The organism is Streptococcus agalactiae ATCC 13813 (assembly GCF_000186445.1).
Taxonomy (GTDB): Bacteria; Bacillota; Bacilli; order Lactobacillales; family Streptococcaceae; genus Streptococcus; species Streptococcus agalactiae.
Genome location: NZ_GL636070.1, coordinates 7625 through 32461, shown reverse-complemented (window position 1 = coordinate 32461; position 24837 = coordinate 7625). Strand labels below are relative to the sequence as shown.

Annotated in this window: 21 protein-coding genes and 3 tRNA genes; 19 read left to right on the top strand and 5 right to left on the bottom strand. The window is 33.8% G+C overall.

Annotated features, from left to right (window positions below; translation table 11 throughout):
- Position 1: 1 nt before the first annotated feature.
- The 4 genes from HMPREF9171_RS112715 to arcC all read left to right on the top strand — a co-directional run bounded on the left by HMPREF9171_RS112715 (position 2) and on the right by arcC (position 3929).
- Positions 2 to 433 (top strand): GNAT family N-acetyltransferase, encoded by a 432-nt coding sequence (locus tag HMPREF9171_RS112715; RefSeq protein ID WP_000772114.1) that lies wholly within the window; start codon positions 2 to 4, stop codon positions 431 to 433.
- A gap of 15 nt (positions 434 to 448) precedes the next feature.
- Complete coding sequence (argF, locus tag HMPREF9171_RS112720) at positions 449 to 1462, top strand: ornithine carbamoyltransferase (protein WP_000195399.1); 1014 nt, start codon at positions 449 to 451, stop codon at positions 1460 to 1462.
- Between the two features lie 62 nt (positions 1463 to 1524).
- Positions 1525 to 2952, top strand: coding sequence for an arginine-ornithine antiporter (arcD, locus tag HMPREF9171_RS112725; protein WP_000410014.1), 1428 nt, complete (start codon positions 1525 to 1527; stop codon positions 2950 to 2952).
- Between the two features lie 20 nt (positions 2953 to 2972).
- Positions 2973 to 3929, top strand: coding sequence for a carbamate kinase (gene arcC, locus HMPREF9171_RS112730; RefSeq protein WP_000237851.1), 957 nt, complete (start codon positions 2973 to 2975; stop codon positions 3927 to 3929).
- A gap of 119 nt (positions 3930 to 4048) precedes the next feature.
- Here the strand turns inward: arcC and trpS are convergent, their stop codons facing one another.
- Both trpS and HMPREF9171_RS112740 read right to left on the bottom strand, forming a co-directional pair.
- The gene (trpS, locus tag HMPREF9171_RS112735; RefSeq protein WP_000165475.1) at positions 4049 to 5074 is read right to left on the bottom strand and encodes a tryptophan--tRNA ligase; all 1026 of its coding nucleotides are present in this window, start codon (positions 5072 to 5074) and stop codon (positions 4049 to 4051) included.
- Between the two features lie 107 nt (positions 5075 to 5181).
- The gene (locus HMPREF9171_RS112740) at positions 5182 to 5874 is read right to left on the bottom strand and encodes a YoaK family protein (RefSeq protein WP_001250495.1); all 693 of its coding nucleotides are present in this window, start codon (positions 5872 to 5874) and stop codon (positions 5182 to 5184) included.
- Between the two features lie 243 nt (positions 5875 to 6117).
- Here HMPREF9171_RS112740 and HMPREF9171_RS112745 point away from each other — a divergent pair, with 243 nt between their 5' ends.
- From HMPREF9171_RS112745 to HMPREF9171_RS112755, 3 genes are all read left to right on the top strand, one after another.
- Entirely contained in the window at positions 6118 to 6990 is an 873-nt protein-coding gene (locus HMPREF9171_RS112745) for a YitT family protein (RefSeq protein ID WP_000037681.1), read from the top strand.
- Positions 6991 to 7055: 65 nt separating this feature from the next.
- Complete coding sequence (locus tag HMPREF9171_RS112750) at positions 7056 to 8675, top strand: ABC-F family ATP-binding cassette domain-containing protein (RefSeq protein ID WP_000958803.1); 1620 nt, start codon at positions 7056 to 7058, stop codon at positions 8673 to 8675.
- A gap of 122 nt (positions 8676 to 8797) precedes the next feature.
- Entirely contained in the window at positions 8798 to 11377 is a 2580-nt protein-coding gene (locus HMPREF9171_RS112755) for a YfhO family protein (protein ID WP_000154443.1), read from the top strand.
- Positions 11378 to 11444: 67 nt separating this feature from the next.
- Here HMPREF9171_RS112755 and HMPREF9171_RS112760 read toward each other — a convergent pair.
- Together HMPREF9171_RS112760 and HMPREF9171_RS112765 are read right to left on the bottom strand one after the other, a co-directional pair.
- Positions 11445 to 11518 (bottom strand) — tRNA-Asn (locus HMPREF9171_RS112760).
- 29 nt (positions 11519 to 11547) lie between these two features.
- A tRNA-Glu gene (locus tag HMPREF9171_RS112765) sits at positions 11548 to 11619 on the bottom strand.
- Between the two features lie 191 nt (positions 11620 to 11810).
- On the opposite strand from HMPREF9171_RS112765, the gene HMPREF9171_RS112770 reads away from it, so the two are divergent.
- Positions 11811 to 11884 (top strand) — tRNA-Arg (locus tag HMPREF9171_RS112770).
- 72 nt (positions 11885 to 11956) lie between these two features.
- Here the strand turns inward: HMPREF9171_RS112770 and rlmH are convergent.
- Positions 11957 to 12436: a 23S rRNA (pseudouridine(1915)-N(3))-methyltransferase RlmH gene (gene rlmH, locus HMPREF9171_RS112775; protein ID WP_000768335.1), complete on the bottom strand. Its 480-nt coding sequence runs from the start codon at positions 12434 to 12436 to the stop codon at positions 11957 to 11959.
- Positions 12437 to 12636: 200 nt separating this feature from the next.
- On the opposite strand from rlmH, the gene HMPREF9171_RS112780 reads away from it, so the two are divergent.
- The 11 genes from HMPREF9171_RS112780 to mfd all read left to right on the top strand — a co-directional run bounded on the left by HMPREF9171_RS112780 (position 12637) and on the right by mfd (position 24645).
- Complete coding sequence (locus HMPREF9171_RS112780; protein WP_000728357.1) at positions 12637 to 13866, top strand: S1C family serine protease; 1230 nt, start codon at positions 12637 to 12639, stop codon at positions 13864 to 13866.
- A gap of 97 nt (positions 13867 to 13963) precedes the next feature.
- A complete protein-coding gene (locus tag HMPREF9171_RS112785) occupies positions 13964 to 14737 on the top strand; it encodes a ParB/RepB/Spo0J family partition protein (protein WP_000456084.1) in 774 nt (257 codons plus the stop codon).
- A 208-nt stretch (positions 14738 to 14945) separates the two neighbouring features.
- Complete coding sequence (dnaA, locus tag HMPREF9171_RS112790; RefSeq protein ID WP_000138202.1) at positions 14946 to 16307, top strand: chromosomal replication initiator protein DnaA; 1362 nt, start codon at positions 14946 to 14948, stop codon at positions 16305 to 16307.
- 154 nt (positions 16308 to 16461) lie between these two features.
- Positions 16462 to 17598, top strand: coding sequence for a DNA polymerase III subunit beta (gene dnaN / locus HMPREF9171_RS112795; protein WP_000581135.1), 1137 nt, complete (start codon positions 16462 to 16464; stop codon positions 17596 to 17598).
- Between the two features lie 57 nt (positions 17599 to 17655).
- A complete protein-coding gene (locus HMPREF9171_RS112800) occupies positions 17656 to 18549 on the top strand; it encodes a diacylglycerol/lipid kinase family protein (RefSeq protein ID WP_000987440.1) in 894 nt (297 codons plus the stop codon).
- Between the two features lie 9 nt (positions 18550 to 18558).
- Positions 18559 to 18756, top strand: coding sequence for a DUF951 domain-containing protein (locus HMPREF9171_RS112805; protein WP_000285199.1), 198 nt, complete (start codon positions 18559 to 18561; stop codon positions 18754 to 18756).
- Between the two features lie 124 nt (positions 18757 to 18880).
- Complete coding sequence (locus HMPREF9171_RS1000000114010) at positions 18881 to 19021, top strand: helix-turn-helix transcriptional regulator (protein ID WP_001871845.1); 141 nt, start codon at positions 18881 to 18883, stop codon at positions 19019 to 19021.
- Entirely contained in the window at positions 19014 to 19217 is a 204-nt protein-coding gene (locus HMPREF9171_RS1000000114005; protein ID WP_001871843.1) for a hypothetical protein, read from the top strand. The genes HMPREF9171_RS1000000114010 and HMPREF9171_RS1000000114005 overlap by 8 nt, the downstream gene beginning before the upstream one ends.
- Positions 19218 to 19376: 159 nt before the next feature.
- The gene (gene ychF / locus HMPREF9171_RS112820; RefSeq protein ID WP_001218689.1) at positions 19377 to 20492 is read left to right on the top strand and encodes a redox-regulated ATPase YchF; all 1116 of its coding nucleotides are present in this window, start codon (positions 19377 to 19379) and stop codon (positions 20490 to 20492) included.
- An 83-nt stretch (positions 20493 to 20575) separates the two neighbouring features.
- On the top strand, positions 20576 to 21151 hold the full coding sequence (gene pth, locus HMPREF9171_RS112825; protein WP_000240199.1) for an aminoacyl-tRNA hydrolase: 576 nt from the start codon (positions 20576 to 20578) through the stop codon (positions 21149 to 21151).
- Positions 21148 to 24645 carry a transcription-repair coupling factor gene (mfd, locus tag HMPREF9171_RS112830; protein ID WP_001021187.1) on the top strand — a complete coding sequence of 1166 codons (3498 nt, stop codon included), beginning with the start codon at positions 21148 to 21150 and terminating at the stop codon, positions 24643 to 24645. The genes pth and mfd overlap by 4 nt, the downstream gene beginning before the upstream one ends.
- Positions 24646 to 24837 lie beyond the last annotated feature (192 nt).

The following is a 24837-nucleotide window of genomic DNA, read 5'->3' as shown; positions in this document are numbered from 1 at the left end:
TATGAAGCTATTAGTCAATCACTTGCCTTACCAAAGAGCTGCAAGCCTATATATTCGCTTTTCTGTTTTCGTTATCGAAAGAAATATAAAAATGGAAGAAGAATTCGATGATAATGACGAGCAAGATACTATTTATGCTGTTCTTTATGATGGGAAACAGCCAGTTTCAACAGGACGCTTTCTTCCTGAAACTCAAACAGAAGCTCGTTTGACTCGAATTGCGACTTTAAAAGGTTATCGTGGTAACGGCTATGGTACCAAAATTATTATAGCACTAGAAAATTATGCAAAAGAAAATGGTTATCACTATCTAACTATACATGCTGAATTGACAGCAAAAGATTTCTACCAGACACTTGGGTATCAAGCTACTGGGAATATTTATATGGAAGACGGGGAAGCCTGTCAAACACTCGAAAAATATTTAATTTAAAGGAGACATTAACATATGACACAAGTATTTCAAGGACGTAGTTTCTTAGCAGAAAAAGATTTTTCTCGTGAGGAATTTGAATATCTTATTGATTTTTCAGCTCATTTAAAAGACCTTAAAAAACGTGGTGTTCCTCATCACTATCTTGAAGGTAAAAATATTGCTCTCTTATTTGAAAAAACATCTACTCGTACTCGCGCGGCCTTTACAACTGCAGCAATTGACCTAGGCGCTCATCCGGAATACCTTGGTGCAAATGATATTCAACTTGGTAAAAAAGAATCAACAGAAGATACTGCTAAGGTTTTAGGGCGTATGTTTGATGGTATTGAATTCCGTGGTTTTAGCCAAAGAATGGTTGAAGAGCTTGCTGAATTTTCTGGAGTACCTGTTTGGAATGGTTTAACAGATGAATGGCATCCAACACAAATGCTAGCTGACTACCTTACTATCAAAGAAAACTTCGGTAAACTTGAAGGTATTACTCTTGTTTACTGTGGTGACGGACGTAACAACGTTGCCAACTCACTTTTAGTGGCTGGGACTTTGATGGGGGTCAATGTACACATCTTTTCTCCAAAAGAACTTTTCCCTGCTGAAGAGATTGTTAAATTGGCTGAAGGATATGCCAAAGAATCTGGGGCTCACGTTCTCGTTACTGATAATGTAGACGAAGCTGTAAAGGGAGCAGATGTCTTTTACACTGATGTCTGGGTATCGATGGGAGAAGAAGATAAGTTCAAAGAACGCGTTGAACTTCTTCAACCATATCAAGTAAACATGGATCTGATTAAAAAAGCTAATAATGATAATCTTATCTTCTTACACTGCTTACCTGCATTCCATGATACAAATACCGTTTACGGCAAAGACGTCGCTGAAAAATTTGGCGTCAAGGAAATGGAAGTTACTGATGAAGTCTTCCGTAGCAAATATGCCCGTCATTTCGACCAAGCTGAAAATCGTATGCACACTATTAAAGCTGTAATGGCTGCAACCCTTGGAAATCTTTTCATTCCAAAAGTTTAAATTAAACGACTATAGGGAGTTGACATATAGTCAATTCCCTATTTTAGGAAATGAGGTATAAAATGGAAAAAGAAAAAAAATTAGGTCTTTTACCACTAACAATGCTTGTCATTGGCTCTCTTATCGGTGGCGGAATCTTTGATTTAATGCAAAATATGAGTTCCAGAGCCGGTTTGGTACCAATGCTTATTGCTTGGGTAATTACTGCTATCGGGATGGGAACTTTCGTTTTAAGTTTTCAAAATTTATCTGAAAAAAGGCCGGACCTAACAGCTGGAATCTTTAGTTACGCTAAAGAGGGGTTTGGAAACTTTATGGGATTTAACTCTGCATGGGGTTATTGGTTATCAGCTTGGCTTGGAAACGTTGCCTACGCTGCACTCTTATTCAGTTCACTCGGTTATTTCTTTAAATTCTTTGGTAATGGAAATAATATCATCTCAATTATTGGAGCAAGTATAGTTATTTGGGTTGTCCATTTCTTAATTTTAAGAGGTGTTAATACAGCTGCATTTATTAATACCATAGTTACCTTTGCAAAATTAGTACCTGTTATTATTTTCTTAATTTCAGCGTTATTAGCTTTCAAATTTAACATTTTTAGTCTTGATATCTGGGGAAATGGATTACATCAATCAATTTTTAACCAAGTCAATTCAACTATGAAAACCGCTGTTTGGGTATTTATTGGTATTGAGGGCGCCGTTGTCTTCTCAGGTCGTGCTAAAAAACACTCTGATATTGGTAAAGCAAGTATCCTAGCATTATTCACTATGATTTCACTTTATGTATTGATTTCTGTTTTATCACTTGGTATCATGTCACGTCCAGAACTTGCAAACTTAAAAACACCAGCTATGGCTTACGTTCTAGAAAAAGCTGTTGGTCACTGGGGCGCTATCTTAGTTAACCTTGGTGTTATCATTTCAGTATTTGGCGCTATTCTTGCTTGGACTTTATTTGCAGCAGAATTACCATATCAAGCTGCTAAAGAAGGTGCTTTTCCTAAATTCTTTGCAAAAGAAAATAAAAACAAAGCTCCAATCAACTCACTCTTAGTCACTAATCTTTGTGTACAAGCATTCTTAATCACGTTCTTATTCACACAAAGTGCTTATCGTTTTGGTTTCGCATTAGCATCATCTGCTATCTTAATTCCTTATGCTTTTACAGCACTATATCAATTACAATTCACACTCCGTGAGGATAAGTCAACTCCAGGACATCAAAAGAATTTAATTATCGGTATCCTCGCTACAATCTATGCTATTTACCTTATCTACGCTGGTGGTTTTGATTACTTACTTTTGACAATGATTGCTTACACTCTAGGTATGATTCTCTATATTAAAATGAGAAAAGATGACAAGCTTCCTATCTTTGTGGGATATGAAAAAATTAGTGCCATTGTCATTCTAGCGCTTTGCTTACTATGTATTATTGAAATTATGACTGGACAAATTGACATTGCTGCAATCCTAGCAGGTTAGTCATTAGAAAGAGGGATAAATTGGTAAAAGAACATCAAAAAATCGTAGTTGCCTTAGGTGGTAACGCTATTCTATCAACAGATGCTTCAGCAAAAGCACAACAAGAAGCATTAATCAACACATCAAAATCACTGGTCAAACTGATTAAAGAAGGCCATTATGTCATTGTTACTCATGGAAATGGTCCCCAAGTTGGTAACTTATTGCTACAGCAAGCAGCTGCAGATTCTGAAAAGAATCCAGCAATGCCTCTGGATACTTGTGTTGCCATGACAGAAGGAAGTATTGGTTTTTGGTTACAAAATGCTCTTAACAATGAATTACAAGAACAAGGCATTGACAAAGAGGTTGCAACAGTAGTAACTCAAGTTATTGTAGATGAAAAAGATCAAGCTTTCACTAATCCAACAAAACCTATTGGCCCATTCTTATCTGAAGAAGATGCCAAGAAACAAGCCCAAGAAACAGGTTCAAAATTTAAAGAAGATGCTGGCCGTGGATGGCGTAAAGTCGTTCCTTCACCAAAACCGATTGGTATCAAAGAAGCTTCTGTTATTAGACGGTTAGTGGACTCTGGTGTAGTTGTTATTAGCGCAGGTGGCGGAGGTGTACCAGTTATTGAAGATGCTAATACAAAGGCATTAAAAGGGGTTGAAGCTGTTATTGACAAAGACTTTGCCAGTCAAACTTTATCAGAACTTGTTGATGCCGACTTATTCATCGTCTTAACTGGCGTTGACAACGTTTTTGTTAATTTTAATAAACCTAATCAAGAGAAATTAGAAGAAGTTACTGTTTCACAAATGAAACAATATATCACTGAAAATCAATTTGCCCCTGGCAGTATGCTACCAAAGGTAGAAGCTGCGATTACTTTTGTTGAAAATAAACCTGAAGCACGTGCTATCATTACTTCACTTGAAAATATTGATAATGTCTTAGCAGAAAATGCAGGGACACAAATTGTTGCAAATTAAACAATGTAGATTACCATTACATACACTCCTTATTAATAACAAAGTAATGTCACTCCTTAGGCATTCCTATAATAAAAGAGAGCTAGATATATCTAGCTCTCTTTTATTATAGGAATATATTATTTAAAATAGTTCAAACCCATGGCTGATTTAACCTCATCCAAAGTAGAGGCTGCAACAGCTTGAGCTTTCTCACTACCTTTTTGTAACATTTGATAAACTTGTCCCATATCTTTAGCATATTCGAGGCGACGTTCTCTAATAGGTGATAATTCACGCTCTAAGATATCAAGTAGATAACGTTTTGTTTTAACATCTCCAAGTCCACCTTTTTGATAGTGTTCTTTCATAGCAGTAATCTCTTTTTGGTCTTCATCTCTTCCAAAAACATCAAGGTAATGAAATACCATATTACCTTCGATTTGTCCTGGTTCTTCTACTTTAATATGGTTTGGATCAGTATACATACTCATAACTTTTTTCTTAACTGTATCCATATCATCTGCTAAAAAGATTCCATTATTTAATGACTTAGACATTTTTGCATTACCATCTAACCCTGGCAGACGACCTGCTGCATCATTTTCTGGATAGATTCCTTCTGGTTCAACTAAAACCTGACAATTATAAGCATGATTGAAAGATCTAACTATTTCACGTGTTTGTTCAATCATTGGTTTTTGGTCAGTCCCTACAGGAACAAGGTTAGCTTTAAAAGCGGTTATATCAGCTGCTTGTGCAACAGGATAAACTAAGAATCCTGCTGGAATAGACTCACCAAAACCTTTTTGAGCAATTTCTGTTTTTACAGTTGGATTACGTTCTAAACGTGCAAGTGAAACCAAGTTCATATAATACATACTTAATTCTGCTAACTCAGGAATTTGACTTTGAATGAATAAAGTCGACTTGTTTGGATCTAGCCCAACAGCTAAATAATCAAGTGCAACATTACCAATTGATTCAACAATAGTTTGCGGATCTTTAGCATGGTCTGTCAGTGCTTGTTGATCTGCTAAAAAGACAAATAAAGTATAGCTACCCTCATTTTGAAGTAGAACTCTATTTTTTAAGCTACCTACATAATGTCCAATATGCAACTTTCCTGTCGGTCTATCACCTGTTAAGATAATTGGTTTTGTCATGTTTACTCCTTAATATACCAAAGATATCATTTCATATAGCTATCTTATCATGTCACAAGCCCTATTGCAATTCATCCCTACAAGAAACATTCACCTTATTAAGATGATTAAATATTATGTAACGTTAAATCGTTCTTAATAATTTCAATCGTATAATGAATCATAATAATTAAAAGCGTTATCGTCACACCTAAAATAGCTCTATATGCAAAGATATCGTAAACTATTGCAGCTACCAATGCTCCAATAATAAATGCTAGAACTACCAGTGAATAATTGATAGCTCGTCTTTTTTGCATAGCCGTTCTCTGACGATTAACAATATACTCATACCAAAATTGTAGCATTTTCCGATAATTACCAGAAGTCATTAAGATAGTATATGGTTCAGATTCAATGCGACTTCCTGAAAATGTCAACATTAAAATACCTGTGCTAAAGGCTAATAAAGCTACCCAGATATTGTGGTTTACATTTTTAACAAAAGGAATAAACATAGTAGAAAGTAAAAGGGGACATAATGCATATAGACGCCAAAAAGCTGTTACTGCACGTTCTTTAATCACAATACCAACCAAAAAACCAATTGAAAAAAAGAAAATAGAAAATAATTTAGTGATAAAAAAGTGAAAATCATTTTGTCCGAGATTTGCCACCATCAAGATAATATTACCTGTCTGTGTTGCAACAAGGGAGTGAAACTGCATGTGACTATAAACGTCAATAAAACCACCAATAAAACCCAATAACACAGCCATTTTTCTTCCATCTTGTGGCATTATAATATCATCTCTGCGCATTATAGCAAATTCTCCTTCTTGTATTATCATGTTTTCTATTATATACCAATAAAATAGGCATTCAACTCAAAAATATCGAGAAATTTCTTTTCTAAATTTACTTGACTACCAAGTCTCGCTGTTAGATAATAGGTAATAATAAGTTTTGATAAAATAAAAATGTTATGACTGAGTTGTCAATATTATTTATTGACAGCTTTCTCTTTTTATCATGTTATTATTACTAAAGTTAAGGAGCTTATCATGTCTAAAAAAATTAAGAATTTTATACTATTAAATATTGGATCTCTAATTGTTGCATTTGGTTTCAACGCTTTCTTCCTTCATAATCATATTGTCACGGGGGGGATTAGTGGGTTGGCAGTTAGTTTTCATGAAGTATTTGGTTGGGATTCTGCTTTTTTTATTATGATTATCAATATTCCATTGCTCCTTCTTTGCTACTTTGGCTTAGGTAAACAAACCTTTTTAAAAACTGTCTATGGTTCTTGGATTTTTCCTGTTTTTATTAAGTTAACACAAAGTGTACCAACTTTGACCCACAACCCACTCCTCGCAGCACTTTTTGGAGGTGTTATTGTAGGATGTGGTTTGGGGATTGTTTTTTGGAGCGACTCTTCAACTGGTGGAACGGGGATTATCATTCAATTCTTAGGAAAATATACTCCTATAAGCCTTGGACAAGGGGTTATATTGATTGATGGACTTGTTACAATTGTTGGTTTCCTAGCTTTTGACAGTGATACGGTTATGTTTTCTATTATTGGGTTGATAACTATTAGTTATATTATTAATGCTATCCAAACTGGATTTACAACCTTAAGCACTGTCTTAATCGTTTCTCAAGAGCACCAAAAAATTAAGACATATATCAATACTGTCGCAGATAGAGGAGTAACAGAAATTCCCGTTAAAGGGGGATATTCTGGAACTAATCAAATCATGCTTATGACAACTATTGCTGGTTATGAGTTTGCTAAATTACAAGAAGCAATAGCAGAAATTGACGAAACAGCCTTCATAACAGTAACTCCAACATCACAAGCTTCTGGACGTGGATTTAGTCTTCAAAAAAATCATGGACGTCTTGATGAAGACATTCTTATGCCAATGTAATCGATTGATAATTAAAGCTTTTTCTAGTAGAATAGCAGATAGAATATACACAAGAGGTAACAAAATTGCTTACAGTTTCAGATGTTTCACTACGTTTTAGTGATCGCAAATTATTTGATGAAGTTAACATTAACTTTACAGCAGGAAATACCTATGGTCTTATCGGAGCAAATGGCGCTGGTAAATCAACTTTCCTTAAAATTTTAGCTGGTGATATTGAACCAACAACAGGACATATTGCACTTGGCCCAGATGAACGCCTTTCTGTACTTCGCCAAAATCATTTTGATTATGAAGATGAGCGCGTCATTGATGTCGTTATCATGGGTAATGAAACACTTTATAGTATCATGAAAGAAAAGGATGCTATCTACATGAAAGAAGATTTTTCTGATGAAGATGGTGTTCGCGCTGCGGAATTAGAGGGAGAATTTGCTGAACTCGGTGGATGGGAGGCTGAAAGTGAGGCTTCTCAATTACTCCAAAATCTAAATATTTCAGAAGAGCTTCATTATCAAAATATGAGTGAACTAGCTAATGGAGACAAAGTTAAAGTTCTCCTTGCAAAAGCTCTCTTTGGTAAACCAGATGTACTTCTCCTTGACGAGCCTACCAATGGACTTGATATCCAGTCTATTACTTGGTTAGAAGATTTCTTGATTGACTTTGAAAATACAGTTATTGTAGTTTCCCACGACCGTCATTTCTTGAATAAAGTATGTACACATATGGCTGACCTTGATTTTGGAAAAATTAAACTGTTCGTCGGTAACTATGATTTCTGGAAAGAATCATCAGAATTAGCAGCTCGTTTACAAGCTGATCGTAATGCTAAAGCAGAAGAAAAAATTAAACAACTTCAAGAATTCGTTGCACGATTTTCAGCGAATGCTTCAAAATCAAAACAAGCAACTTCTCGTAAAAAAATGCTTGATAAAATTGAACTTGAAGAGATTGTACCATCAAGCCGTAAATACCCATTCGTTAACTTTAAAGCCGAACGCGAAATGGGAAATGATTTATTGACCGTTGAAAATCTCTCTGTCACTATTGATGGGGAAAAAATCCTTGATAATATCAGTTTCATTCTTCGTCCTGGTGATAAAACTGCACTTATTGGACAAAATGATATCCAAACTACTGCACTTATTCGAGCATTGATGGGGGATATCGAATATGAAGGAACAATCAAATGGGGAGTAACAACTAGTCGTTCTTACCTTCCAAAAGACAATTCACGAGACTTTGCTTCTGGCGAGTCAATCTTAGAATGGCTTCGTCAATTTGCTAGTAAAGAAGAAGACGATAATACCTTCTTACGTGGCTTCCTAGGTCGTATGCTTTTCTCTGGAGATGAGGTTAACAAATCTGTTAATGTCTTATCTGGGGGTGAAAAAGTACGCGTTATGCTTTCGAAATTAATGCTATTAAAATCTAATGTTCTTGTTCTTGATGATCCAACAAACCACTTAGATTTGGAATCTATTTCAAGTCTCAACGATGGACTAAAAGATTTCAAAGAATCTATTATTTTTGCAAGTCATGACCACGAGTTTATTCAAACTTTAGCGAACCATATTATTGTTCTTTCCAAAAACGGAGTTATCGATCGTATCGATGAAACTTACGATGAATTTCTTGAAAATGCCGAAGTACAAGCTAAGGTCGCTCAACTCTGGAAATAATCCTTTGGCATATCTCTAACCTAATAAACGTGTCAAGATTGAAAATCTTAAAACTATATTAATCATTTAAATAAAAAGGTTGGAACAAATAGTGTCCAGCCTTTTTATCTTAGGAGATATATATGACAATTAACCACTATAAGCTTCGTATACCTTACTATACAATAAGCTTTCTACTCCCCTTCATAATCATAGTCTGTATGCTCTTTACTAAGAATATTTATTGGGGAAGTCCAACAACCATATTAGCAAGCGATGGCTTTCATCAATATGTTATCTTTAATCAAGCATTAAGAAATATTCTTCATGGTTCAAACAGCTTATTCTATACCTTTACAAGCGGTTTAGGTTTAAATTTTTATGCTCTGAGTAGTTACTATTTGGGAAGTTTTTTATCCCCAATAGTTTATTTCTTTAACCTAAAAAATATGCCTGATGCTATCTACCTTTTAACAATATGTAAAGTAGGCTTGATAGGTTTGTCAATGTTTGTCACTCTTTGTAAACGTCATTGTAAAGTTAATCGTGTCTTACTTTTAGTAATTTCTACTTGCTATAGCTTAATGAGTTTCTCAATTAGCCAAATTGAAATTAATATGTGGCTAGATGTATTTATTCTAATTCCCCTTGTTGTTTTAGGAGTTGATCAGCTACTATGGGAAAGAAAACCTATACTTCATTTTCTCTCTCTGACAGCCTTATTCATCCAAAACTATTATTTTGGTTTTATGACTGCCATCTTTACTAGCCTTTACTTCATCGTACAAATAACCCGTAATACTGATAGTAAGGTTGCATTTAAACAATTTCTTCATTTTACCTTTTTATCTCTTTTAGCTGGTATGACTAGTAGCATTATGATTTTGCCAACTTATTTTGATTTAACTACTCATGGTGAAAAGTTGACAAAGGTATCGAAGATATTTACAGAAAATTCTTGGTACATGGATTTGTTTGCTAAAAATATGATTGGAGCCTATGATACAACAAAATTTGGCTCTATTCCTATGATTTATGTAGGTTTACTTCCTTTACTCCTTTCTTTACTTTACTTTACAATAAAGGAAGTTCCTCGAAGGACTAGATTAGCATATGGATTTTTACTAATATTTGTTATTGCTAGTTTTTATATAACACCTCTAGATTTATTTTGGCAAGGGATGCATGCTCCAAATATGTTTCTCCATCGCTACTCTTGGGTACTTTCAGTACTTATCTGTCTGCTAGCTGCTGAATGCCTTGAGTATTTAGACAACATTTCTTGGAAAAAGATTTTAGGGGTCAATTTAATTTTAGTAAGTGGTTTCATAATCACGTTTTTATTTAAAAAGCATTATCATTACCTTAACCTTGAATTACTTCTTTTAACCTTAACTTTCCTCTCAGCTTATATTATTCTAACAATTAGTTTTGTCAGTAAGCAAATCCCTAAATTAGTTTTTTATCCCTTTCTTATTGGTTTTGTTGTATTAGAGATGACATTAAACACCTTTTACCAACTAAATAGTCTTAACGATGAATGGATATTTCCATCTAGGCAAGGATATGCTAAATATAATCACAGCATTAGCAAACTTGTCAGAAAGACTGAGAGAAATAACTCTACATTCTTCCGTACAGAGCGCTGGTTAGGACAAACCGGCAACGACTCTATGAAATATAATTATAATGGTATTTCACAATTTTCATCTATTAGAAATCGTTCTTCCAGTCAAGTGCTTGATAGACTTGGCTTTAAATCAGATGGTACAAATTTAAATTTACGTTATCAAAATAATACTTTGATCGCAGATAGTCTATTTGGTGTAAAATATAACCTTACAGAATATCCTTTTGATAAATTTGGTTTTATCAGAAAAGCTCAAGATAAACAAACCATTCTTTACAAAAATCAGTTTGCCAGTCAATTAGCTATACTAACGAATCAAGTATATCAAGATAAACCATTTACTGTGAATACTTTGGATAATCAGACAACTCTTTTAAATCAATTAAGTGGTTTGAAAGAGACGTATTTTGAGCATCTTATTCCAAATAGCGTTTCTGGGCAAACCACTCTTAATAAACAAGTATTTGTTAAAAAGAATAAACAAGGGAATACTGAAATTACCTATAACATAACTATCCCTAAAAACAGTCAGTTATATGTTAGTATGCCGTTTATAAATTTTAATAATGAGGAAAATAAAATTGTTCAAATCTCCGTTAATAATGGACCATTTGTACCTAATACTCTTGATAATGCTTATTCATTTTTTAATATTGGTTCCTTTGCTGAAAACAGTCGTATCAAAGTAAAATTTCAATTTCCACACAATGATCAAGTTTCTTTCCCAATTCCCCACTTTTATGGGCTCAAGTTAGAAGCTTATCAAAAAGCTATGACTGTTATTAATAAACGAAAAGTAAAAGTAAGAACTGATCACAATAAAGTTATTGCTAATTATACAAGTCCTAATAGAAGTTCTCTTTTCTTCACTATTCCCTATGATAGAGGTTGGAAAGCTTATCAAAATAATAAAGGAATAAAAATTTTCAAAGCTCAGAAAGGTTTTATGAAAATAAATATTCCTAAAGGAAAAGGCAAAGTAACATTAATTTTTATCCCTTACGGCTTTAAATTTGGGGTAGGCCTATCTATTACTGGAATAGTATTATTTACTGTCTATTATTTTAAATTTGGAAAAAATAAAATAGGATGAGAGTATTCTCATCCTATTTTATTAACAAAAAAACGCCGACAAATCAACGTTTAGATGTGTCTTATCACTCCGGCAGCAGGACTCGAACCTGCGACATCATGATTAACAGTCATGCGCTACTACCAACTGAGCTATGCCGGATAAATAAAAAACTGCAAAGCAGTTATCAATAGTCCGTACGGGATTCGAACCCGTGTTACCGCCGTGAAAAGGCGGTGTCTTAACCCCTTGACCAACGGACCATAGGTTAGGTGTTTCCTTAGTACTCTTAATATTATATCAGAAAAAAAAGGTTTGTCTATACTTTTGTTCAATAATTTTTACAAAAAAATTGAACCTACTTATGAGCAAAAAAATATATTTCCAACTCATAAATAGTACATATGAAAACTTGACAGCCTGCCTAATATTTTGGTAGAATAACAGAGTTGATGGTTCCATAGCTCAGCTGGATAGAGCATTCGCCTTCTAAGCGAACGGTCGCAGGTTCGAATCCTGCTGGAATCAGATAATGAAAGCCTAGATAGATTATCTAGGCTTTTTTATTTGTTTTTAGCGGTTGTTTCATAAATGGAACGATTATTTGTGGTAAGGAGTGCCTTGACGAATCATAAAAGCACGATAAATTTGTTCCATCAAGACTAATTTCATAAGTTGATGAGGTAAGGTTAACAGTCCAAAACTCATTAAATAATCAGCACGTTTTTTCACTTTTTGAGATAAACCCAAACTACCACCAATAACAAAAGTAATAGTAGAGTAGCCGGATATCATTTTTTGATCGATTAGATGGCTAAATGATTCAGATGGCAATTGTTTCCCTTCTATAGCCAAACCAATGACATAATCCCTCTCACCTATTTTACTCAAAATACGTTCCCCTTCTATATCTAAAATTCTTTGATTTTCAGATATACTAGCTTTATCAGGTGTCTTTTCATCAGCTAGCTCAATTGTCTCAATTTTAGAAAAGCGATTCAGACGTTTCTGATACTCTGCAACACCTTCTTTAAGGTATTTCTCTTTCAATTTTCCAACTGTAATTATTTTTAATTTCATAGCTACATTATAACATAATCCACAATATTTTCACAATTTATCCACATGTTTATCCTTACATATCCCCTTATTTTATAGGCAATCTATAACTATAATCAAGGTTATCCACAACTTGTGGATATTTCCTTTTTTTAGCTTTTAAGGTATAATTAAGAAGCTTGTCATAAGATTAGTATAAAAATTTACGGAGGTAGCTATTTGTGAAAAAAAAATTAGTCTCATCACTTCTAAAGTGTTCTCTAATCATTATCGTTAGCTTTGCTGGTGGAGCATTTGCTAGTTTTGTCATGAATCATAATGACAATATTCCAAATGGTGGTGTCACTAAAACTAGTAAAGTAAATTATAATAACATAACGCCTACAACAAAAGCTGTTAAAAAGGTACAAAATAGTGTTGTTTCTGTTATCAATTATAAACAACAAGAGAGTCGTTCTGACCTATCAGACTTCTATAGTCATTTTTTTGGTAATCAGGGGGGCAACACTGATAAGGGCTTACAAGTTTACGGTGAAGGCTCTGGAGTCATCTATAAAAAAGATGGTAAAAATGCCTATGTTGTCACTAATAACCACGTCATTGATGGGGCTAAACAAATTGAAATTCAACTAGCTGATGGCTCAAAAGCAGTTGGGAAACTTGTTGGGTCAGATACCTACTCTGATTTAGCCGTCGTCAAAATTCCATCAGATAAAGTTTCAAATATTGCAGAATTTGCTGATTCATCAAAACTCAACATTGGTGAAACTGCTATAGCGATCGGAAGCCCTCTTGGAACTGAGTATGCAAATTCTGTAACTCAAGGTATTGTATCTAGTTTAAAAAGAACTGTAACAATGACTAATGAAGAAGGACAAACAGTTTCTACAAATGCTATCCAGACGGATGCTGCTATCAATCCTGGTAATTCAGGCGGAGCACTTATCAATATTGAAGGACAGGTTATTGGAATTAATTCTAGTAAAATTTCTTCTACATCAAATCAAACCTCAGGACAATCGTCAGGAAATAGCGTTGAAGGTATGGGATTTGCCATTCCTTCAAATGATGTTGTTAAGATTATCAATCAACTTGAGAGTAACGGACAAGTAGAGAGACCTGCTCTAGGTATTTCTATGGCTGGATTAAGTAATTTACCATCCGATGTTATTAGTAAACTGAAAATCCCAAGTAATGTTACTAATGGTATTGTAGTAGCATCTATCCAATCTGGCATGCCAGCTCAAGGCAAACTAAAGAAATACGATGTCATTACTAAAGTTGACGATAAAGAAGTAGCATCTCCAAGTGATTTACAAAGTTTACTCTATGGCCACCAGGTAGGGGATTCCATAACAGTAACCTTTTATCGTGGTGAAAATAAACAAACAGTCACTATAAAACTTACTAAAACTAGTAAAGATTTAGCTAAACAACGAGCAAATAACTAAATCAATTCTAGTTATTTTAACTAAGATATAGTAAAATTAAAGGGGTTGGTCAGATAGACCAATCCCTTTAGTAAGTCTATAGAATCTGAGGTCTAAAATGGAATATTTAGAAACGATCAACATCAATCATATTGCTCCAAATCCGTATCAACCTCGCCTAGAATTTAATACAAAAGAACTAGAAGAATTAGCCGACTCTATTAAAATTAATGGCCTTATTCAACCCATTATTGTAAGACCGTCAGCAGTCTTTGGTTACGAACTAGTAGCCGGAGAACGACGGTTAAGAGCCGCAAAGTTAGCTAAATTGGAAAGTATACCTGCAATTATAAAATCCTATAATAATGATGATAGTATGCAATTAGCTATTGTCGAAAATTTACAACGATCTAATTTGTCACCCATTGAAGAGGCTAAAGCCTACTCTCAACTTCTACAAAAGAAAAGTATGACACATGAAGAGTTAGCAAAATATATGGGAAAATCTCGTCCCTATATATCAAATACGATACGACTACTAAATTTACCGCCACTAATTACTTCAGCTATTGAAGAAGGAAAACTTTCCTCTGGTCATGCGCGTGCACTACTCAGTCTACCAGATGCTAGTCAACAGAAAGATTGGTATCAGAGAATCCTCACTGAAGATATTAGTGTAAGACGACTAGAGAAGTTATTAAAACAAGAAAAGAAAACAAATCATAAGTCACTTCAAAATAAAGATGTCTTTCTAAAACATCAAGAAAATGAGTTAGCTCAATTTCTAGGTAGCAAAGTGAAACTTACTATTAATAAAGATGGTGCTGGCAATATAAAGATTGCTTTCGCTAACCAAGAAGAATTAAACAGAATTATCAACACTCTAAAATAAGGGTGTTGATTATTTTTTTACTTAATCAAACTTATCCACAAGGTATTTTGCTATTTTTCTGTTGATTCTCTAAGCTTTTCTAATTTCCACAGTCTGTGGAAAACTTTAATTAACATTGTTGATTTTATTCTTCAACATCTGTGGAAAACTTTATTTTTTTATGGTACAATATAACAATAATTATCCACAAGACAATAAGGAAGAAGCTATGACGGAAAACGAACAACTATTTTGGAATAGAGTACTAGAGCTATCTCGTTCTCAAATAGCACCAGCAGCTTATGAATTTTTTGTTCTAGAGGCTAGACTCCTCAAAATTGAACATCAAACTGCAGTTATTACTTTAGATAACATTGAAATGAAAAAGCTATTCTGGGAACAAAATTTGGGGCCTGTTATCCTAACAGCTGGTTTTGAAATTTTCAATGCTGAAATTACAGCTAACTATGTCTCAAACGATTTACATTTACAAGAAACTAGTTTTTCTAACTACCAGCAATCTAGCAATGAAGTAAATACTTTACCAATTAGAAAAATCGACTCTAACCTTAAAGAGAAATATACTTTTGCTAATTTTGTTCAAGGAGATGAAAATAGATGGGCTGTTTCAGCATCAATTGCTGTAGCTGATAGTCCTGGCACGACTTATAATCCTCTATTTATCTGGGGGGGACCTGGTCTAGGAAAGACGCATCTACTAAATGCTATTGGAAATCAAGTTTTAAGAGATAATCCAAACGCGAGGGTTTTATACATCACTGCTGAGAATTTTATTAATGAATTTGTCAGTCATATTCGTTTAGATTCGATGGAAGAATTAAAAGAAAAGTTTCGCAACTTGGACTTACTCCTGATTGATGATATTCAGTCGCTTGCTAAGAAAACCTTAGGGGGAACCCAAGAGGAGTTCTTCAATACTTTCAATGCTTTACATACAAACGATAAACAAATCGTATTGACCAGTGACCGAAATCCAAATCAATTAAATGATCTAGAAGAACGTCTAGTCACGCGCTTTAGTTGGGGACTCCCAGTAAATATCACACCACCTGATTTTGAAACACGAGTTGCTATTTTAACCAATAAAATTCAAGAATATCCTTATGATTTTCCTCAAGATACCATTGAATACTTAGCAGGAGAATTTGATTCCAACGTACGTGAATTAGAAGGAGCCTTGAAAAATATTAGTCTAGTTGCTGACTTTAAGCATGCTAAAACTATTACAGTAGATATAGCTGCAGAAGCTATCAGAGCACGTAAAAATGACGGTCCTATTGTTACTGTCATTCCTATAGAAGAGATTCAAATACAGGTTGGTAAATTCTATGGTGTAACTGTAAAAGAGATAAAAGCAACTAAAAGAACACAAGATATTGTCCTTGCTAGACAGGTAGCCATGTACTTAGCTCGTGAGATGACAGATAACAGTCTCCCCAAAATAGGTAAAGAATTTGGGGGACGAGATCACTCAACTGTTCTCCACGCTTATAATAAAATAAAAAATATGGTTGCTCAAGATGACAACTTACGAATTGAGATAGAAACTATCAAAAATAAAATCAGGTAGGCTTTGTGGATAAGTATCAGAAAAATACGACACTTTTCCACAGGTTGTGAACAAGTTGTTTTCCTTATGAATACTAAAGTTATAATACTTATTCACAACTTTAACAGGACCTACTATTACTACTAAATTTATACTAATATATAAAGGATATACTATGATTCATTTTTCAATAAATAAAAATTTCTTCTTGCATGCTCTAACGGTAACCAAACGAGCTATTAGTCATAAAAATGCGATTCCAATCCTTTCAACTGTTAAAATAGAAGTGACTAGAGATACTATCATTTTAACGGGGTCAAATGGACAAATTTCAATTGAAAATACTATTCCTGCTTCAAATGAAAATGCAGGTTTACTAGTAACGAATCCAGGCTCTATTTTGTTAGAAGCTGGTTTCTTTATTAATATTATTTCAAGTTTACCAGATGTAACTTTAGAATTTACAGAGATTGAACAACATCAAATTGTTCTTACTAGTGGAAAATCAGAGATTACTTTGAAAGGTAAGGATGTCGATCAATACCCTCGTCTGCAGGAAATGACAACAGATACTCCATTAACATTAGAAACTAAACTGTTAAAATCAATTATTAATGAAACTGCTTTTGCTGCTAGCCAACAAGAAAGCCGTCCAATCTTAACAGGTGTTCATTTGGTTATCAGTCAAAATAAATACTTTAAGGCTGTTGCGACAGATTCACACCGTATGAGTCAACGCACTTTCCAATTAGAGAAATCGGCTAATAATTTTGATTTGGTTGTTCCAAGTAAATCCCTTCGAGAATTTTCGGCTGTTTTTACAGATGATATTGAAACTGTAGAGGTTTTCTTCTCAGATAGTCAAATGTTATTTAGAAGTGAAAATATCAGCTTCTATACACGTTTGCTTGAAGGAAACTACCCTGATACTGATCGCCTCCTAACTAATCAGTTTGAAACCGAAATTATCTTTAATACAAATGCTTTACGCCATGCTATGGAACGTGCTTATTTAATTTCGAATGCAACTCAGAACGGTACTGTTCGTTTAGAAATTCAAAATGAAACAGTCTCAGCTTATGTAAACTCTCCAGAAGTTGGTAAAGTTAATGAGGAATTGGATACTGTTAGCCTTAAAGGTGATAGTTTAAATATTAGTTTTAATCCAACTTACCTAATTGAATCTTTAAAAGCAGTAAAAAGCGAAACAGTTACGATTCGATTTATTTCTCCAGTACGTCCATTTACTTTGACCCCTGGTGAAGATACTGAAGATTTCATCCAATTAATAACTCCTGTTCGTACTAACTAAATAAGAAAACTACCCAAGTTATTCTTGGGTAGTTTTCTTATTCTAAGATATGCTATAATGATGAGTAATATGACTCTATATATAATAGCTAACCCCCATGCTGGTAATAAAAATGCCTCCACTATTGTTGGTAAAATTCAGGAGCTTTATCATACTGAAGATATTTCTGTGTTCTATACAGAACAGAAAGATGATGAAAAAAAACAAGTCATTAATATACTAAGGTCTTTTAAAGAAAGTGATCATCTAATGATTATAGGAGGAGATGGTACCTTATCAAAAGTAATGACTTATCTCCCCCAACATATTCCGTGTGCTTATTATCCTGTTGGTTCGGGAAATGATTTTGCCAGAGCTTTGAAAATTCCTAACCTCAAAGAAACCCTTACCGCTATTCAGACAGAAAGATTAAAGGAAATTAATTGCTTTATTTATGATAAAGGGTTGATTTTGAATAGTTTAGATTTAGGTTTTGCAGCCTATGTCGTTTGGAAAGCGTCTAACTCTAAAATAAAAAATATTTTGAATAGATATCGTCTAGGAAAAATAACTTACATTGTTATAGCTATCAAATCATTATTACATTCTTCTAAAGTACAAGTATTTGTGGAAGGAGAGACAGGACAGCGAATAAAACTAAATGACCTTTACTTTTTCGCATTAGCAAATAACACTTATTTTGGAGGTGGCATTACTATTTGGCCTAAAGCAAGTGCTTTAACTGCAGAGTTAGATATGGTTTACGCTAAAGGGCATACTTTTCTAAAACGATTAAGTATTTTATTATCTTTGGTTTTTAAAAGGCATACTACCTCTAAAAGTATAAAACACCAGACTTTCAAAGCTATGACCGTATATTTTCCTAAAAATAGTTTGATTGAAATAGATGGCGAAATAGTTGAGTTAGATCAGATTAGTTTAAAATGTCAAAAAAGGTATTTATATATGTAAGGAGAAAAGATGTATCAAGTTGGATCACTTGTTGAAATGAAAAAACCGCACGCCTGTGTGATTAAAGAGACTGGTAAAAAAGCTAATCAATGGAAAGTGCTTAGAGTAGGAGCTGATATTAAAATTCAATGCACTAACTGTCAGCATGTGATTATGATGAGTCGTTATGATTTTGAGCGAAAATTAAAAAAAGTACTGCAACCATGAAAGTCCTTTTAAACAAATAATTATAGCTATATTTGCAACCAATACTTTCCTAAATAATTGCTAGTATGCCGTTGGAAAATTAGCTATTCTAATGTTATCGAAAGAAGAAAGGTGGTCATAGAAAATGACAAAAGTTGCAGAACAATTAAAGCAATTACGAGTGAAACATCAATTATCTCAAGACGCTCTGGCAGAACAGTTATTTATTTCTCGGCAAGCTATATCAAAATGGGGAAAATGGAGATACAACACCAGATTTGGATAATTTGGTCAGGTTAACTGAAATTTTTGACGTGAGCTTAGATGAGCTTGTTTTAGCTAAACCACATGAAGTTAAAGTTGAACGTATTTATGAAAACAAACCGCTTGATCTGCAAAAATACAATAAGCTCTATTGGTTTATTTTTCGAAATATTATTCGATCTCTACTAATTATCTTAGCTATATTAACTTTCTTATAAGCTCTAGGTCTTCCCTTTGTTTCGGAGTGGATAATTTAAATGAAGGTGAAAGAGTGGCATAATGATAAGCAAATCTGAAATTTTCTTCTTATCATACCGCTTTTTCTTCTATTTTTTGATATAATAGTCTTGATTGAAATTTGAATGGAGACTCACTAAATGGCTTTAACAGCAGGTATTGTAGGCTTACCAAATGTTGGTAAATCAACTTTATTTAACGCAATTACAAAAGCAGGAGCAGAAGCTGCTAACTATCCTTTTGCGACTATTGATCCCAATGTTGGTATGGTAGAGGTACCAGATGAGCGTCTGCAAAAATTGACAGAATTGATTACGCCTAAAAAAACAGTTCCGACAACCTTTGAATTTACTGATATTGCAGGTATTGTTAAAGGTGCTTCGAAGGGGGAAGGTCTAGGAAATAAATTTTTAGCTAATATTCGTGAAGTGGATGCTATTGTTCATGTGGTACGTGCTTTTGATGATGAAAATGTTATGCGTGAACAAGGTCGTGAGGATGCCTTCGTTGATCCTATAGCAGATATTGATACTATTAATCTTGAATTAATCTTAGCTGATTTAGAGTCAATCAATAAACGTTATGCGCGTGTTGAAAAAATGGCACGAACTCAAAAAGATAAAGAATCAGTAGCAGAGTTCAATGTTTTACAAAAGATTAAACCTGTTTTGGAAGATGGGAAATCAGCTCGTACCATTGAGTTTACAGAAGAGGAAGCAAAAGTTGTTAAAGGTCTCTTTTTATTAACAACTAAACCTGTTTTATATGTTGCTAATGTTGATGAGGACAAAGTAGCTGATCCTGATGATATCGACTATGTTAATCAAATTCGTGCATTTGCAGAAACAGAGAGTGCAGAAGTAGTTGTGATTTCTGCTCGAGCTGAAGAAGAAATATCTGAACTTGATGATGAAGATAAGTTAGAATTTTTAGAAGCTATTGGATTAACAGAATCTGGTGTTGATAAATTAACACGAGCTGCTTATCATCTTTTAGGCCTTGGAACTTACTTTACTGCTGGTGAAAAAGAGGTTCGCGCTTGGACATTTAAGCGTGGTATAAAAGCTCCACAAGCTGCGGGTATTATCCATTCAGATTTTGAAAGAGGTTTTATTCGTGCAGTAACGATGTCATATGATGACCTTATTCAATATGGATCTGAAAAAGCAGTAAAAGAAGCTGGCCGGTTACGTGAAGAAGGAAAAGAGTATATTGTTCAAGATGGCGATATCATGGAATTCCGTTTCAATGTCTAGTAATAAATAATCAATTTGTTAACTTTTAGGTTAAGGATATTGTTATTATCCTTAACCATTTTTGCGTTTTAATGGAGAAGATAATGGTAAAAATGATTGTTGGATTAGGAAATCCAGGAAGTAAATATAATGATACAAAACATAATATTGGATTTATGGCTGTTGACAGAATTGTAAAAAAACTTGACGTCAACTTTACAGAAGATAAAAATTTTAAAGCAGAGATAGGTAGTGATTTTATCAACGGTGAAAAAATTTATTTTATCAAACCAACTACTTTTATGAATAACAGTGGTATTGCGGTAAAAGCCCTGCTTACTTACTACAACATTTCTATTAAGGATATGATTATCATATATGATGATTTAGACATGGAAGTCGGTAAAATACGTTTTCGTCAAAAAGGATCTGCTGGGGGACATAATGGTATCAAGTCTATTATTGCTCATTTAGGTACTCAAGAATTTGATCGTATTAAAGTAGGTATAGGACGTCCGAATGGACGTATGACAGTTATTAATCATGTTCTAGGGAAGTTTGATAAAAATGATGAAATTATGATATCAAATACTCTTGATAAGGTTGACAATGCTGTCAATTATTATTTACAGACGAATGATTTTCAAAAAACAATGCAGAAATACAACGGTTTAAAATGAATATTATAGAATTATTTAGCCAAAATAAAGTGGTGCGGACATGGCACTCTGGATTAGTAACTAATAGTCGCCAATTAGTTATGGGGTTTTCAGGAGCAAGTAAAGCTATTGCTATAGCATCAGCCTACGAGAAGTTATCTAAAAAAATTATGGTAGTCACTGCCACTCAAAACGATTCTGATAAATTATCAAGTGATATATCAAGTTTAATTGGAGAAGATAACGTTTATCAATTTTTTGCTGATGACGTTCCTGCAGCAGAGTTTATTTTCTCTTCATTAGACAAATCAATTTCACGACTCAGTGCCTTGAGGTTTCTAAAAGATCCAGAAAAAAACGGTGTTTTGATTACTAGTATCAGTGGTTTAAGGTTACTATTACCAAATCCGGAAGTTTTCTCGAAAAGTCAATATAAGTTTGAAATCGGTCAAGAATGTTATTTAGATAAATTGAGTAAGAACTTAGTCAATTTAGGTTATCAGAAAGTTTCTCAAGTATTTAGTCCTGGTGAATTTAGCCAAAGAGGAGATATTTTAGATATTTTTGAGATGACACAAGAATATCCTTATCGCTTGGAATTCTTCGGAGATGAAATAGATGGCATCAGGCAGTTTGATATTGACACTCAAAAGTCTCTTAAACAATTAGAGTCAGTACAGATTTCGCCAGCAGATGATATTATTTTACAAGATGCAGATTTCGAGCGTGCAAAGAAAAAACTTGAGGGCTATCTAGTAACAGCTAGTGAGGAACAACGCGCCTATTTGAGCGAGGTTTTATCTACAACCGAGAATCATTTTAAGCACTCAAATATTCGTCGTTTTCTAAGTATCTTTTATGAAAAAGAATGGGGAATATTAGACTATATTCCTGAGGGAACTCCACTTTTTGTTGATGATTTTCAAAAAATTGTAGATCGAAATGCTAAGTTAGATTTAGAAATAGCTAGCCTTCTGACGGAAGATTTACAACAAGGCAAGTCTCATTCTAGTTTGAACTATTTTTCAGATCCTTATAAGCAATTAAGACAATACCAACCAGCAACCTTCTTTTCAAATTTCCACAAAGGATTAGGAAATCTGAAATTTGATAAACTTCATCATTTTACTCAATATGGAATGCAAGAATTTTTTAATCAATTTCCATTGTTGGTCGATGAAATCAATCGTTATAAGAAATCTGGAGCGACAGTACTGTTGCAAGTAGATTCTCAAAAAGGTTTAAATCTCCTTCAAGAAAACTTAAAAGAATATGGGTTAGATTTAATCATTTCAGATAAAAACGATATCGTTCCAAAGGAGTCACAACTTATTGTTGGGCATCTTTCAAATGGTTTTTATTTTGCAGATGAGAAAATTGTTCTGATTACTGAGCGTGAGATTTATCATAGGCGTGTTAAAAGGAAAATTAGACGCAGTAATATTAGTAATGCAGAACGTCTAAAAGATTATAATGAACTTTCAGTTGGCGATTATGTTGTTCATAATGTTCATGGCGTAGGAAAATTTTTAGGTATTGAAACAATTGAGATACAAGGTATTCATCGTGATTATCTGACTATTCAATATCAAAATGCTGATCGGATCTCTATCCCCGTAGAACAAATTGAACTTCTAACAAAATATGTCTCTGCAGATGGCAAAGAGCCTAAAATTAATACGTTAAATGATGGTCGCTTCAAAAAAGCAAAACAGAGAGTTGCAAAGCAAGTAGAAGATATTGCTGATGATTTGTTGAAACTTTATGCAGAGCGTAGTCAATTACAAGGATTTGCATTTTCTCCTGACGATAATATGCAAAATGACTTTGATAATGATTTTGCATATGTAGAGACAGAGGATCAATTGCGGTCTATAAAAGAAATTAAACAGGATATGGAAGGTAATCGTCCGATGGATCGATTATTGGTTGGAGACGTTGGTTTTGGTAAGACAGAGGTTGCTATGCGTGCGGCTTTCAAAGCTGTCAATGACCATAAACAAGTTGCTGTTTTAGTCCCAACAACAGTTCTAGCTCAGCAGCATTTTGAAAATTTTAAAGAACGTTTTAGTAATTATCCTGTTACAGTTGATGTACTTAGTCGTTTTCGTAGCAAAAAAGAACAAACAGATACACTAAAAAGATTATCTAAGGGCCAAGTTGATATTATTATTGGAACACATCGGCTTCTCTCTCAAGATGTTGTATTTTCGGATTTAGGGTTAATAGTTATTGATGAGGAACAGCGATTTGGTGTAAAGCATAAAGAAAAGTTAAAAGAATTAAAAACAAAAGTTGATGTCTTAACTTTGACAGCGACCCCAATACCTAGAACATTACATATGTCAATGCTTGGCATTAGAGACTTATCAGTCATTGAAACACCTCCAACTAATCGTTATCCTGTGCAGACTTACGTTTTGGAGACAAATCCTGGTTTAGTTAGAGAAGCTATTATTCGTGAGATAGACAGAGGAGGACAGGTTTTTTATGTTTACAATAAAGTTGACACTATTGATCAGAAAGTTTCAGAACTTCAGGAGTTAGTACCAGAAGCTAGTATTGGTTTTGTTCATGGTCAAATGTCTGAAATTCAATTAGAAAATACATTAATAGATTTTATCAATGGAGATTACGATGTTTTAGTTGCAACGACAATAATTGAGACAGGAGTCGATATTTCAAATGTTAATACCCTCTTTGTTGAAAATGCAGATCATATGGGCTTGTCAACCCTTTATCAATTAAGAGGCCGTGTGGGTAGAAGTAATCGCATTGCTTATGCTTACCTTATGTACAGACCTGATAAAGTTTTAACAGAAATTTCTGAGAAAAGACTAGATGCAATCAAAGGGTTTACAGAATTGGGATCTGGTTTTAAAATAGCGATGCGTGATTTATCTATACGTGGTGCAGGAAATATTTTAGGAGCTTCACAAAGTGGTTTTATTGATTCGGTTGGATTCGAGATGTATTCACAGCTTCTAGAGCAAGCGATTGCCACCAAACAAGGGAAATCATTAATTCGTCAAAAAGGTAATGCTGAATTAGCCTTACAAATTGACGCCTATTTACCAGCAGAATATATATCAGATGAGCGCCAAAAAATAGAAATATATAAGCGTATTCGTGAATTAGAAACTAGGGCTGATTATGAAGCCTTACAAGATGAGTTAATAGATCGTTTTGGAGAATATCCTGATCAAGTTGCATACCTTTTAGAAATAGGACTTTTAAAAGCTTATCTGGACCTTGCCTTTACTGAATTAGTAGAAAGAAAAGGTAATGAAATAAGCATCCTATTTGAAAAAGCATCTTTGAAGTATTTTTTAACTCAAGATTATTTTGAAGCACTATCAAAAACTCAACTTAAGGCTAGAATTAGCGAAACAAATGGTAAGATGGAAGTTGTTTTTAATATCAAACATAAGAAAAATTATGAAATTATTGAAGAACTTCTAAAATTTGCCGAATGTTTTATCGAGATTAAGTCACGTAAACCAGTAGAAGAATAACTAAGTGGAAAGTTGCAAGGAAATTTGGATACTCTTTTAGAAAATGTTTGGTTCAAGAAGAATAGTACGAGAAACATTATGTTTCACGTCAAACATCTCAACTTTTGAAAGACATAAATATTTTTAGAGGTTATTAAAATAGAAGTTTTTTACTTGATATTTGAGAGAATTAAGAGAGCTATTAGCTCTCTT